Source organism: Methylobacterium sp. GC_Met_2 (assembly GCF_026540795.1).
In the GTDB taxonomy this organism is placed as follows: Bacteria; Pseudomonadota; Alphaproteobacteria; order Rhizobiales; family Beijerinckiaceae; genus Methylobacterium.
In genome coordinates, this window is record NZ_JALNUM010000006.1 from 52571 (window position 1) to 65725 (window position 13155).

Annotated in this window: 9 protein-coding genes and 1 pseudogene; 6 read left to right on the plus strand and 4 right to left on the minus strand. The window is 67.3% G+C overall.

Features of this window, described 5'->3' with window-relative positions:
- The first annotated feature begins 36 nt into the window (after positions 1-36).
- From hpnI to hpnK, 3 genes are all read left to right on the plus strand, one after another.
- Positions 37-1245, plus strand: coding sequence for a bacteriohopanetetrol glucosamine biosynthesis glycosyltransferase HpnI (hpnI, locus tag OXS49_RS03950; RefSeq protein ID WP_267421997.1), 1209 nt, complete (start codon positions 37-39; stop codon positions 1243-1245).
- Positions 1246-1302: 57 nt separating this feature from the next.
- Positions 1303-2736: a hopanoid biosynthesis associated radical SAM protein HpnJ gene (hpnJ, locus tag OXS49_RS03955; RefSeq protein ID WP_244004077.1), complete on the plus strand. Its 1434-nt coding sequence runs from the start codon at positions 1303-1305 to the stop codon at positions 2734-2736.
- A 120-nt stretch (positions 2737-2856) separates the two neighbouring features.
- On the plus strand, positions 2857-3696 hold the full coding sequence (gene hpnK, locus OXS49_RS03960; RefSeq protein ID WP_267422081.1) for a hopanoid biosynthesis-associated protein HpnK: 840 nt from the start codon (positions 2857-2859) through the stop codon (positions 3694-3696).
- Positions 3697-3705: 9 nt separating this feature from the next.
- Here hpnK and OXS49_RS03965 read toward each other — a convergent pair whose 3' ends face one another.
- Both OXS49_RS03965 and OXS49_RS03970 read right to left on the minus strand, forming a co-directional pair.
- A complete protein-coding gene (locus OXS49_RS03965; RefSeq protein ID WP_267421999.1) occupies positions 3706-4092 on the minus strand; it encodes a type II toxin-antitoxin system VapC family toxin in 387 nt (128 codons plus the stop codon).
- The gene (locus OXS49_RS03970; RefSeq protein WP_267422001.1) at positions 4089-4355 is read right to left on the minus strand and encodes a prevent-host-death protein; all 267 of its coding nucleotides are present in this window, start codon (positions 4353-4355) and stop codon (positions 4089-4091) included. Before OXS49_RS03970 ends, OXS49_RS03965 begins: the two co-directional genes overlap by 4 nt.
- A gap of 58 nt (positions 4356-4413) precedes the next feature.
- Here OXS49_RS03970 and OXS49_RS03975 point away from each other — a divergent pair.
- A pseudogene (locus OXS49_RS03975) lies at positions 4414-4863 on the plus strand (GNAT family N-acetyltransferase); the annotation flags it as partial.
- A gap of 7 nt (positions 4864-4870) precedes the next feature.
- Here OXS49_RS03975 and OXS49_RS03980 read toward each other — a convergent pair.
- Complete coding sequence (locus OXS49_RS03980) at positions 4871-7537, minus strand: MMPL family transporter (RefSeq protein WP_244004103.1); 2667 nt, start codon at positions 7535-7537, stop codon at positions 4871-4873.
- A gap of 640 nt (positions 7538-8177) precedes the next feature.
- Between OXS49_RS03980 and hpnH the strand changes: the two genes are divergently transcribed.
- A complete protein-coding gene (hpnH, locus tag OXS49_RS03985; protein WP_243927709.1) occupies positions 8178-9341 on the plus strand; it encodes an adenosyl-hopene transferase HpnH in 1164 nt (387 codons plus the stop codon).
- A 302-nt stretch (positions 9342-9643) separates the two neighbouring features.
- On the opposite strand, the gene OXS49_RS03990 is transcribed toward hpnH, so the two are convergent.
- A complete protein-coding gene (locus OXS49_RS03990) occupies positions 9644-10837 on the minus strand; it encodes a lytic murein transglycosylase (RefSeq protein ID WP_267422004.1) in 1194 nt (397 codons plus the stop codon).
- Between the two features lie 411 nt (positions 10838-11248).
- Here OXS49_RS03990 and OXS49_RS03995 point away from each other — a divergent pair, with 411 nt between their 5' ends.
- A complete protein-coding gene (locus tag OXS49_RS03995; protein ID WP_267422005.1) occupies positions 11249-12916 on the plus strand; it encodes a CHASE3 domain-containing protein in 1668 nt (555 codons plus the stop codon).
- Positions 12917-13155: the final 239 nt, after the last annotated feature.

A 13155-nucleotide genomic window follows, 5' to 3' on the forward strand; every position in this document is an offset into this window, starting at 1 on the left:
CCTGAGGCGGCGGGACGATCGCACGGACCCGATCGGATGGATGTTACCGCCCTGACGTTGAACGCCCTCTCGTGGCTCGCGCTGCTCTGCCTGATCCTGGCGGCGGCGGGCTGCCTCTACGGGCTGGCGGCCGCCTTCTGCGCCGGCCGTTACGCGGCCCGACCCGTCCCCGCCCTGACGCTCGGCGCCCCCCGGCCCTCCGTGACGGTGCTCAAGCCCCTGTGCGGGCTGGAGCCATCGCTCTACGGGAATCTCGAGAGTGTCCTGCGCCAGGATTATGCCGGCCCGGTCCAGATCGTGTTCGGCGTCCAGAAGGCCACCGATCCTGCGATCGGCGTGGTGGAGCAACTGAAACAGGCTTATCCGGCGGCGCGCATCGACCTCGTGATCGACACCCGCCAGCACGGCTCGAACCGCAAGGTCTCGAACCTCATCAACATGTCCGAGCGGATTGCCCACGATGTGGTGGTATTGGCCGACAGCGACATGGTGGTCGGTCCCGACTATCTGGAGCGCCTGGTCGCCGAGCTGTCGCAGGACGGGGTCACCGGAGTCACCTGCCTCTACCACGGGGTGCCGGCCTTCCGGGGCCTCTACGACCGGCTCTCGACGCTGGCGATCGACACCCACTTCCTGCCCAACGTCGTGATGGGCCTGAGCCTCGGGCTGGCCAAGCCCTGCTTCGGCTCCACGGTCGCCTTCACCCGGGCGAGCCTGGAGGCGGTGGGCGGCTTCCGCACCTTCCGCAACGACCTCGCCGACGATTACGCGATCGGCGCGGCGCTGCGCGGCCTCGGCGGCCGGGTGTCGATCCCGAGCTTCACCATCGGCCATACCAGCGTGGATACCGATCTCGGCGGCCTGTGGCGGCACGAACTGCGCTGGAACCGCACCATCCGCACCGTCGATCCGGCGGGCTATGCCGGCTCGATCGTCACCCACGCCTTCCCGCTCGCCGTCCTGGGCGCCCTGCTGTCCGGCGGAAGCCCGGTCGCCATCGCGGTGGCGGTCCTGGCTCTGGCGAGCCGCATCCTCCTCTGCCGGCAGCTGGAGCGGGCCTTCAACCTCGCCCCGCATCCCTACGGACTGTTGCCGATTCGCGACAGCCTGTCCTTCCTGAACTTCGCCTGGGCCTTCGTGTCGGGGGCGGTGACATGGAAAGGTCATGATTATCACGTGGTTGCGGATGGCACCCTGATCCCCGACGCGGAGCTCGGCAGCGACGCCGGCGCGCCGCTCCGCTGAAACGCACCCAATTCTTCTCCGCCCCCTCCCCCGCATTGCCCTGAGGCCTTGAACCCCATGCGCACGCTCTTCCTCCAGGCCCCCACCTTTGACGGTTTCGACGGCGGTGCCGGCTCCCGTTACCAGGCCAAGCGCGAGATCAAGTCGTTCTGGTACCCGACCTGGCTGGCCCAGCCGGCCGCCCTGGTGCCGAACTCGAAGCTGATCGACGCGCCGCCGCACAACATCAAACTCCCCGAGATCGTGGCGCAGGCCAACGATTTCGACCTCGTCGTGCTCCACACCTCGGTGCCGTCGTTCAAGTCCGACGTGAAGACGATCGAGGCGCTCAAGGCCGCCAACCCGAAGCTGATCGCCGGCCTGATCGGCGCCAAGGTCGCGGTCGACGCCGCCGGCGCCATGGCCCAGGCCCCGGTGGTCGATTTCTGCGCCCGCAACGAGTTCGACTTCACCGTCAAGGAAGTCGCCGACGGCGTGCCGATGGCGCAGATCAAGGGTCTGTCCTATCGCGATGCCAACGGTGTCGTGGTCCACAACGAGGACCGCGAGATCATGACCGACATGGACCAGCTGCCCTTCGTCACCAGCGTCTACAAGCGCGACCTGGAGATGGAGAAGTACTTCATCGGCTACCTGAAGCACCCCTACATCTCGTTCTACTCGGGCCGGGGCTGCAAGAGCCGCTGCACCTTCTGCCTCTGGCCGCAGACGGTCGGCGGCCACACCTACCGCACCCGCTCGGTCGCCCACGTGATCGAGGAGATCAAGTACTGCCTGAAGGAGTTCCCCCAGACCAAGGAGTTCTTCTTCGACGACGACACCTTCACCGACAACCTGCCGCGCGCCGAGGAGATCGCCCGCGAGCTCGGCAAGCTCGGCGTCACGTGGTCGTGCAACGCCAAGGCGAACGTGCCGCGTGAGACCCTGAAGGTTCTCAAGGAGAACGGCCTGCGCCTGCTGCTGGTCGGCTACGAGTCCGGCAATCAGACCATCCTGCACAACATCAAGAAGGGCATGCGGGTCGAGGTCGCCGAGAAGTTCACCCAGGATTGCCACGACCTGGGCATCGCCATCCACGGCACGTTCATCCTCGGCCTGCCGGGCGAGACCCGGGAGACGATCCAGGAGACGATCGCCTTCGCCAAGCGGATCAACCCGCACACGATCCAGGTCTCGCTGGCGGCGCCCTACCCGGGCACCTTCCTGTACAAGCAGGCGGTGGAGAACGGCTGGCTCGACATCGAGAACGCCGAACTGGTCGACGAGAACGGCGTGCAGGTCGCGCCGCTGCACTACCCGCACCTCTCGCATACCGAGATCTTCACGTCGGTGGAGGAGTTCTACAAGAAGTTCTACTTCCGGGCGCCGAAGATCGCCTCCATCGTGGGCGAGATGGTGCGCTCGCCCGACATGATGAAGCGCCGCCTGCGCGAGGGCGTCGAGTTCTACCGCTTCCTCAAGGAGCGCCAGGGCACCGCGAAAGCGGCGTAAGTCAGGGGTCCGGGGCCCGCGGCCCCGGCGGGGAGCGGGGCAGAGCCCCGCCCCTCTTCCCAGGGCTCCGCCCTGGACCCGAGAGGGCTTGCCCTCTCGACACCCATGACCGAGGTAACCGTGAAGCGTCTGGTCGTCACCGCGGATGATTTCGGGCTGAGCCCTGAGGTCAACGAGGCCGTCGAGCAGGCCCATCGCGACGGGATCCTCACGGCGGCGAGCCTGATGGTCTCGGCGCCGGCCGCCGCCGATGCGGTGGCGCGGGCGAAGCGGATGCCGTCCCTGCGGGTCGGGCTGCACCTCGTCCTCGTGGAGGCGTGGCCGACCCTACCGGCCGCCGAGCTGCCTGACCTGACCGATGCGGCCGGCCTGATGCGGGCCGACATGGCCAAGCTCGGCCTCGACTTCGCCCGCAGGCCCGCGGCCCGGCGCCAGCTCGCCGCCGAGATCAGGGCGCAGTTCGAGGCCTATCGCGCGACCGGCCTGCCGCTGGACCACGTCAACGCCCACAAGCATTTCCACGTCCACCCGCTGATCGCGGGTGCGGTGCTGCGCATCGGCCGCGCCTTCGGGATGCGTGCCCTGCGGGTGCCCCGGGAGCCGCGGGAGATCCTGCGCCGCGCCGAGCCCGGCGCCCGCCCCCGCCCGGCCCTCGACATCGCGCCCTGGGCGGCTTTGCTCGCCGTCCGCGCCCGGCAGGCCGGCCTGCTGATCCCGGACCGGACCTTCGGGCTCGCATGGTCCGGCGCCATGACGCCGGCCCGTGTGGCGGCTCTCTTGCGGCATCTCCCGGATGGGCTGACCGAACTCTACACGCATCCGGCTACGGCGGGTGGATTTCCGGGCGAGGCGCCGGGTTACCGGTACACGCAGGAACGTGACGCGCTGATAGCGCCAGCGTCGATCGCGGCCGTCGAGGCGTTTGGGACTGTTACGGGCGGGTTCTCGGATTTCGCGTAGCGTTTCAGCTTAAATTCGCGCCGCAAGCGGATGATCGTGCAGAGCGCCGTCGACCGTAACCAAAAGACAGCCCTCGACCTGACATTGCGCGAGCAACATGCGATCGAACGGATCCTTCGTCGGCGGGAGTGGCTCAACAGAAACGAGGGCGTGAGCTTGCGTGATGGGCACGATCCCGATCTCCAAAGCTTGCAACGCCGAAGGCAGCAGAGCCAATGACATCCTTGGATTGAGCTTACCAAGGCGTGTCTTGATCGCGATCTCCCAAAGGCTCGCTACGCTTGCATAGGGATCGCTGTCGTCTTGGCTCAGCAACCGGGCAATCTTCGGACTCCGTAAATGCAAGCGTCGACCGATCACGGCGAGCAGAATATGCGTGTCGAGTAGGAATTTCATGGCTCGGGCAGCGGCCGAATCAGAAAATCCTCCGGCAATGAATCGTCAAAGTCATCGGGTATGGACGGAAACGGATCTGTGATCCCGTGGGCGCGCAGGAACGCTTCGCCCGCCTCCAGGTTGAGCCCACCCTTCCGGCGATGCGGTACAAGGTCGAGCACCGGTCGACCGTTGCGCGTCACGACGATGGTCTCACCGCCTTCGACACGCGCAGCCAGTTCCGCGAGGGTCGGGGCTGCTTCTTCCAGAGCGATCGTCGTCATGCCAAGAGGTTAGGATGCGCGGCGCGCGATGGGAAGATCCGGCTTGGTCCCTATGACGATCGCGGACGTCGATCCCACCAGTGAGCCCGCCCGCGCCTGCCTCTCCGCCTACTACGCCGAACTGGCGACCCGCTTCGTCGGCGGCTTCGACGTCGCCCTGTCCTGCGATCCGGAGGCCGCCGCCATGATGCGGCCCCGCGGCACCTTCCTGCTCGCCGTCGCGGGCGGCCTCCCGGTCGGCTGCGTCGGCTTGAAGGGCAACGGCGGCCCGGTGGCGGAGATCAAGCGGCTCTGGATCGACCCTGGCGCCCGGGGCCTCGGCCTCGCCCAGCGTCTGATGCAGGCGGCCGAGACAGCGGCTCGCGACCTCGGCATCCGGACGCTGCGTCTCGACACCAACAGCGCCCTTCCCGAAGCGCTCGCGCTCTACCGGAAGGCGGGCTGGGTCGAGATCGACCGCTTCAACGACGACCCCTACCTGGACCACTTCTTCGAGAAGACCCTCTAACCGAGGCCTACTTGGCCGGCACCGGATCCTTCAACCCGGTGCTCTTCCGCAACGCCGCGCCGGCGGCCTTCTCGGCCTCGGGGCGATCCTCATCGGGCTGAGCCGGCGGTTCGCCCAGCGTTGCCGGCACCACGAAGAAAGCTGCCACCAGGGTGAAGAACAGCGACAGCGCGAGCAGCTTGCCCATGCTCGCCGTGCCCGGATGGCTCGACAGGACCAGCGACCCGAAGGCGCTGCCGGTGGTCAGCGCCGAGAAGAAGATCGCCCGGGTCAGGCTGGAAGCGAGCATGTCGGTCACGCCGGCCCGCCACGCGATCACGTAGTAGATGTGGAACGCCACGCCGACCGCCAGCATCAGCGGCAGCGCGATGATGTTGGCGAAGTTGAGTGGCATGCCGACGATGCGCATCGCCATCAGCGTCCAGAGGGTCGCGATCACCAGCGGACCCAGCGTCATCGCCACGTCCCACGGCTTGCGCAGCGCGACCGACAGGATGACGAAGATCAGCACGAGGGCCGTCACCGCTGCCTGCACGAAGGCGCCCAGGATCGTGTAGCTCGACTGAGTCGTGGCCACCGGCGCGCCTGTGGCGTGCGGGGCGACCTTCAGAACCTCATCCGAGAAGCGGCGCAGCACGGCGTCGTCGTTCGAATCGCCCTTCGGATGGACCTCGATGCGCGCGCGCCCATCGGCTGCCACCCAGTCGGCCTTCAACTGCGGCGGCAGGTTGTCCAGGGTGATTTTTTCCGGGTGCAGCAGGTCGCGCAGGTGTGCCAGCAGCGGCCCGAGATCCTTGGTCAGCGCCACGGAGGCCGCCTCGCGCTGCGTCACCGGGCCGGAGGCGAGCTTGTCGAGGGTGCCGGCGAGCTCCTTGGCGGCCTGCGCCCCCGTCTGGTCCCCCTTGGCATCGTTCGAGATCCCGTTCAGCGCCGTGGCGGCATCCTTGAGCGCCTTGACGTTATCGGCATCGGTAGGCGGTGGCGGCCGACGTCCAGGGTTGAGCACCGGATCGAGAAGCTGCGCCGTGTCGGCGATCTGCGCGAGCTTCTTGTCCTGGTCGCGCGGCACGAAGGTGTCGATGCTGTTGACCGAGGCCGTGACCGGCAGCCCCATCAGCGTCTTCGACAGGCCCGGGACGGCTTCGACGCTCGGTGCCAGCACGTCGATGAAGTTCGGGCTGGTCTCGGGGTTCTTGATCAGATCGAGATAGGTCGCGATCGACTGCGTCTTCGCGCTGCGCAGGTGCATCGGGTTGGAATCGAACGGCAGGTGCCAGAGCAGCGGCGCGCCCGCGAGCGTGATCAGGCCGACCGCGATCAGGATCGGCTTGCGATGCTCGATGATCCAGGGATCGACGCCGACCAGCCAGTCGGTCTGCACCGCGGCCTTCTCGGCCTTCGGATTGAACACGGCGATCAGGGCCGGGAGCAGCGTCAGGGCGAACAGGTAGGCCACGATCATGCCGACGCCGGCGATGAGGCCCAGTTCGGAGACACCGCGGAAGGCCGTCGGCAGGAAGGCGAAGAAACCGGCCAGCAGCGAGATGGCCGCCAGCGTCAGCGACCAGCCGACGCCGCGGGCTGCGGCCCGGAGCGCGGCGCCGATCTCGGGCTGCTCGAAGCGGTCGGCCCGGTAGCGCACGGCGAACTGGATGCCGAAATCGATGCCGAGCCCCACGAACAGCGCCGCGAAGGCCACCGAGATCGGGTTGAGCTCGCCGACCATCGCCAATCCGAGGCCCGCGGTGACGATCAGACCCGCAAAGGTCGTGATCAGCACGGCCGAAACCAGGGGGGCGGAGCGCAGGGCGAGCCAGATGAACAGGACGATCGCGCCGACCGTGACGCTGTAATTGACGCCCGCATCCTCCGAGAGCGTCGCGAATTCCTCGTCGGCCACCGCCACCGTGCCGGTCAGCCGCATGCGCAGGCCGTGCTCGGAATCGATCCTGAGATCCTGGGCGACGTTCCGGATCAGCTTGGTCGCCTGGTAGCCGGGCTCCAGGGCGTTGAAGTCCAGCACCGGCTGGATGACCACGAACTTCATCTTGTCGGTGACGCTGCTCTGTCCGTTGGAGAGCAGCTCCTGCCACGACATCCGCGCCGGCTGCCCGGCCAGCACCTTCTTCAGGGTGGCATCGATCTGCCCCATGGGCTTCTCGAGATCCTCGAGCTTGGCGTCTCCGGTCTTCACGCCGCGGGCGCCCAGCGTCAGAACCCGCATCACGCCGCGCAGCGACGGGTCGGCGGCGAGCGGGCCGAGCAGCCCCTGCTGCTGGGTCAGCGATTCGAGGGTCTTGTCGAGATCCGCCTGCGACATCAGCAGCAAGCCGTTCTTGTCGAAGAACGGGCCGCCATCCGGCCGATAGACCGTCTCGATCAGATTCTTATGAGCGGTCAGCGCCTTGGCGAGGTTGGCAGCCGCCTCCTCGGTCTCCTCGGGCGTCTGCCCGTCGATGACCGCCACGATGGTGTTCGACCGCTGCGGGAAGGCCTGCTCGAAATTGATCTCGTCCTGGCGCCAGGGCTCCTTCGGATCGATCAGGCGCTCGACATCGGTGTTGATCCGGAACAGATGCGCCGCGACTCCGGCGCTCGCGACCGTGACGAACGCCACCAGGGCGATCACGATCCACCGATACCGTACCGAGAACGCGACGAGACTTTCGATCACGAGCACCCTGCCTGTTCGCCCCGGACACGCACACGGCGCGGCCGACACATACCATCGAACATATCGAACGCCTCGGGATCCCGGAGACCGGCTCCGGCAGGGCTCAGTGCCCGCGTGCCGATCGCCCCGCAATCCGTTCGGATGCGGACCGGGGTCGAGGAAGGCCGCGTGGTCCGCCCCGGACGCACGACACGCGTCCACGCGCCGATCGCGGCCGAAATGGATCGCGGCGCCGCCATCCACCAGAGGCCACGGCTCGGGCCACGGCTTGCATCGCTGCCCCGAGGTTCAGTAAAGAGGGTGGTGCCAGATTGCAACGCGGCCGAGCCGGTCCGGCCGCCGGGGAGGATATGTGCGCTGGCGCACGGCGTCAGTTGCATCGCGGCCGGAATTCCGGATGTCCGGTCGCATTGCCGACGCAATGCACGTGCTGTCCTCAACGTCTGAATGTCCCCGCCCACGCGGTCGCCCTAGGCGGCTCATGTGGCACCGTTACGTCAGGCGCGGAATAAGATGTCATCGTGCCGCCGAAACAGGGCCGATTGAGATTAGTTCCAAGCTAGATCGCTGGAAATCGCGTTTTTTTTCGTGTTAAGCACCCCGATGCCTCCGGGGCCGACGAAGTGAAGGAGCCGCTATCTTGGGTATCCCCCTCCGGTACGTCGCGAAGATCGGCGGCTATATCCTGAAACAGCACCTGACGGGTCGCAAACGCTACCCGCTCGTGATGATGATGGAGCCGCTGTTCCGCTGCAATCTCGCTTGCGCCGGCTGCGGGAAGATCGATTACCCGGACGAGATCCTGAACAAGCGGCTGCCGGTCGCTGACGCGCTCGAGTCGGTACGCGAGTGCGGCGCCCCCGTGGTGGTGATCGCCGGCGGCGAGCCGCTCCTGCACAAGGATCTGCCGCAGATCGTCGAGGGCATCATCGCCCAGAAGAAGTTCGCGATCGTGTGCACGAACGCGCTGCTCCTTGAAAAGAAGATCAAGGAGTACAAGCCCAGCCCGTACTTCACGTGGTCGATCCATCTGGACGGCGACAAGGAGATGCACGACCAGTCGGTGTGCCAGCGCGGCGTCTACGACAAGGCGGTGGCGGCGATCGCGAAGGCCAAGGAGATGGGCTTCCGCGTCACCATCAACTGCACCTTCTTCAACAATTCCCAGCCGGAGAAGATCGCTGACTTCTTCGACAGCGTGACCCGCATGGGCATCGACGGCATCACCGTCTCCCCGGGCTACGCCTACGAGCGCGCGCCGGACCAGAAGCACTTCCTGAACCGCAAGGCGACCAAGGATCTGTTCCGCGGCGTGTTCCGGCACGGCAAGGAGAAGGGCCGCGAGAAGTGGACCTTCCAGCAGTCGGGCCTGTTCCTCGACTTCCTGGCCGGCAACCAGACCTACCATTGCACCCCGTGGGGCAACCCGACCCGCACCGTGTTCGGCTGGCAGAAGCCCTGCTACCTGCTCGGCGAGGGCTACGCGGCGACCTTCAAGGAGCTGATGGAGGAGACCGACTGGGATTCCTACGGCACGGGCAACTACGAAAAGTGCGCCGACTGCATGGTCCATTCGGGCTACGAGGCCTCTTCGGTGGTCGATTCGGTCCGCAAGCCATGGAAGCCGCTGGTGCATGCGATTCGCGGCATCAAGACCGATGGCGCGATGGCCCCCGAGGTCAGCCTGGAGAACCAGCGCCCCGCCGAGTTCGTGTTCTCGCGCAACGTCGCGCAGAAGTTGTCCGAGATCAAAGCGGCCGGCGTCGACACCAAGCAGGAAGCCCGCAAGCGCACTGCCGCCTGATCGGCCCGGCACGGACGGAATTCGAACCCGCGGCCGAGAGGCCGCGGGTTCTACTTTTTCGGGGTGTCGGGCCGAGTTTGCGGTATGCTCTTAGCTGACGCGCCCCACCTTTCCCGGACAGGTGGAGCGCCAGCGGAACCTGATTCGGGACCTAGCGCAGGAAGCGCAGCGCAAGCGGCCCGCGTTGATCCAGGCGGACGCTTCGCGACGTCTTGTGCTGGGTCCCGGGTCTCGCATTCGGCTTACGCTGCCTGCGCCCGGGAAAGGGTCCGGGGCGTGGGCTGACCGGAGCTTGGAAGCCATCAGCTGCCGCGCAGCGCTTCCAGAACTTTGCCGCCGGGGCGGCCGGTCGGGGTCATGCCGAGGCGGCGCTCCACGTCCTTGATCGCGTCGCGGGTCTTCTGGCCGACCTTGCCGTCCGGCTCGCCGACATCGTAGCCGCGGGCAGCCAGCCGGGTCTGGAGATCGCGCCGCTCGGCCCGGGACAGGGGCGGATCGTCGGTCGGCCACGCCGCCTGGACACCCGCCTTCCCGCGCAGCCGGTCCGACAGAACCGCGATGGCGAGGCCGTAGGATTCGGCGGCGTTGTACGAGTAGATCGCGTCGAAGTTCCTGGTGACCAGGAAGGCCGGACCATCGATCCCGGCCGGCGCGATGATCCCGGCGGGCCCCTCCCCCGAGAGCGGGCGGCCGTCCATGCGGGTCACGCCCAGCGAGGCCCAATGGGCGACCGGTTTCTTGTTCTTGCGCCCGGCGGACGCGACGCTGAAGCCGCGCGGCAGCTTCACCTCGTAGCCCCAGACCTGCCCGTTCTGCCACTTGGCGACGTGCAAGAAGTTCGCCGTGGACGCGACCGCGTCGGCCACCGAATCGACCACGTCGCGCCGCCCGTCGCCGTCACCGTCGACAGCGAGGCGGTGATAGGTGGTCGGCATGAACTGGGTCTGGCCGAAGGCCCCCGCCCAGGAGCCGGTGAGCCGTTCCGGCGCGATGTCGCCGCGCTCGATGATCCGCAGCGTGGCAATCAATTCGCCGCGGAAGAAGTCGCGGCGGCGGTTGCCGGAGCAGGCGAGGGTCGCGAGCGACTGGACCAGCGGCATCTTGCCGAGGTTCTTGCCGAAGTTCGACTCGACCCCCCAGACCGCCGCGATCGTGTAGCGATCGACGCCGTAGCGCGCCTCGGCCTGCGCCAGGGCGGCCGCGTTCTGGCGCATCGCCGCCCGCCCGTCCTCGACACGCTCGTCATCGACCAGGGCCGCCATGTAGTCCCAGATCGGCGTCTTGAATTCGGGCTGCGCCTGGGACAGCTCGATCACCTTGTCGTCGTAGCTGATGCCGCTGGTGGCCGACCGGAAGGTCTGGGCGGACACGCCGGCGGCTGCCGCCTGGGTCTGGATGCCGGCGAGGCAACCGTCGAAATCCGCCCGCGCCGGCTGGCTCACGGAGAGGAGACCGAACCCGAGCGCGAGGCCCGGCCCGAAGCACTGATGGCGCATCCTGGCGTTCCCGTATGTCGCCCCTGGTGTAGCGGCCGAATCAGGCAGCACCAGGGTTAACCGCGCGTTAGCGCAGCTCACGTTGGGCGGACACGCGACCGGGCCGTTTCGGTCCGCACGCGGGATGCACAGGAAAGTCTTGATGCACGTCTCCAGCGCCGGAAGACGCGTGTCCACAGTCCCGGGCATCGATCCTTGAACAGGTGGCGTCGTCGATCGGCGCAGAGTCCCGGCCCGCACCGCGCAGCAGAGGCGGCACGATCCCGAGACATTGATTTGAGCGCCCGCGCCACGGCAGCGTTTCCAATTAAAACGAATCTGATTTTTTTGGACTTGGAAATTTTGTTCATTTATAGATGCGAACTTCGTATCTGGGCAACCGAATCATATCTTCAAATCCGGACATTAGTGATGTCGATCGTCAAAAAAATCATCGCCTGCTTCGCGATATTGATCTTTATTACAGTAATTGGTAGCGCTTTCAACTATAGAAAGCTGTCATTTATCGAAAAATCGATTGAATGGTCGGAGCACACCTACGACGTTCTGAGCGTGAACGCGCTCCTGCTCTCCAGCATGATCGATCGCGAGACCGGTGTGCGGGGCTACCTGATATCGGGCGACCGCAAGTTCCTCGAACCGGTGGAGAAGGGCGCCCAGGCCTTCGCGGCGGCCGCGCAGCGCCAGCGGACCCTGACGGCCGACAACGCGGCCCAGCAGGCGCGTGTCGGACGCATCGAGGACCTGGCGCGCCGCTGGCAGGCGGAGGTCGCGGATCCGGAGATCGGTCTGATGGGGCAGGCGGCCACGCAGGCGGAGGCGCGGGCCCGTGCGGCTGCCGGCGGCGGCAAGACCTTCATGGACGGCATCCGGGCCGAGGTCGCGGAGAGCGACGCGACGGAGCGCGCTCTGCTGAAGACGCGTCAGGCCGATGCGGCCGAGGCGTTCTCGGTCTCCTACCTGTCGATGGTGATCATCTTCCTGGTCCTGCTCGGCAGCGCCGTCGGCAGCGCGTACGCGCTGACCCGCCTGATCGCCATCCCGACGCGCCGGATGACCGACGTGATGGGCGACCTGGCCAACGACAAGCTCGACGTCGCGGTGCCGAGTCGCGACCGCACCGACGAGATCGGCCGCATGGCGGCGGCGGTCGAGGTGTTCAAGCAGGCGCTGATCGCCAAGCGGGCAGCCGATGCGGCGGCCGCACAGGAGAGCGAGGCCAAGGCACGCCGCGTCGCGCATCTCGACGCGACGCTCAAGGGCTTCGAGTCGCAGGTTTCGGGGCTGACGCAGGCGCTGGCCGGCGCCGCCACGGAACTCGAGGCGACGGCCCAGTCGATGACCGGGGTCGCCGAGGAGACCGACGTGCAGGCCCTTGCGGTCGCGAGCGCGGCCGAGCAGGCCTCGACGAACGTCAACACGGTCGCGGCGGCGACGGAGGAGCTGTCGAGCTCGATCCGTGAGATCAACGGCCAAGTCTCCCGCGCGGCCGCGGCCGCCGGCGCGGCGGCGCGTGAGGCCGTCCAGACCGACGGCGCGGTCAAGAGCCTGGCCGAGACCGCGGAGAAGATCGGCAGCGTGATCGCCCTGATCTCCAACATCGCCAGCCAGACGAACCTGCTGGCGCTCAACGCCACGATCGAGGCGGCGCGGGCCGGCGATGCGGGCCGCGGCTTCGCGGTGGTGGCCACCGAGGTCAAGGAACTCGCCGCCCAGACCACCCGCGCCACCGGCGAGATCGGTGCGCAGATCGCCGAGATCCAGGCGGCGACCGGCGACGCGGTCCGGGCGATCCAGTCGATCGCCCGGACGGTGGCCGAGATCGCCACCAGCTCGACCGCGATCGCCGCCGCGATGGAGCAGCAGGGCGCCGCCACCCAGGAGATCGCGCGCAACGTTCAGGAGGCCGCTTCGGGGACGGGTCAGGTCACCAGCAACATCGGCGAGGTCAAGCGCGCCGCCGGCGAGACGGGCTCGGCGGCCTCCCAGGTGCTCGGCGCGGCGCGGGGGCTCTCGCAGTACTCGAACGACCTGGGCCGCGCGGTCGCGACCTTCCTGGCCGATGTGAAGGCGGCGTGACAACGGTTTCGAACGGTCGAGCCCCAGCCTTTTCAAGGTGTTTTGGCCGGCGGCAAAGGCCGCCATCATCGGCCCTAACGTACTGAAAGAGCTGCGTCTTTTCCCATTCCCCTTGTGGGGAGGGGCCAGGGGTGGTGCAGGATGGAGCGCCCCGGTGCAGTCTGCGCCACCCCCACCCGGGATCTGCAAATCCCAAACGCCTCCCTACAAGCTTGAGCGATCCCGGGTAAGCCTGGGGA

Coding starts and splice junctions, on each gene's coding strand:
- hpnI (WP_267421997.1), top strand. CDS start 37: ATGGATGTTACCGCCCTGACGTTGAACGCCCTCTCGTGGCTCGCGCTG.
- OXS49_RS03965 (WP_267421999.1), bottom strand. CDS start 4,092: ATGAAATTCCTACTCGACACGCATATTCTGCTCGCCGTGATCGGTCGA.
- OXS49_RS03995 (WP_267422005.1), top strand. CDS start 11,249: ATGTCGATCGTCAAAAAAATCATCGCCTGCTTCGCGATATTGATCTTT.
- OXS49_RS03990 (WP_267422004.1), bottom strand. CDS start 10,837: ATGCGCCATCAGTGCTTCGGGCCGGGCCTCGCGCTCGGGTTCGGTCTC.
- OXS49_RS03970 (WP_267422001.1), bottom strand. CDS start 4,355: ATGACGACGATCGCTCTGGAAGAAGCAGCCCCGACCCTCGCGGAACTG.
- hpnJ (WP_244004077.1), top strand. CDS start 1,303: ATGCGCACGCTCTTCCTCCAGGCCCCCACCTTTGACGGTTTCGACGGC.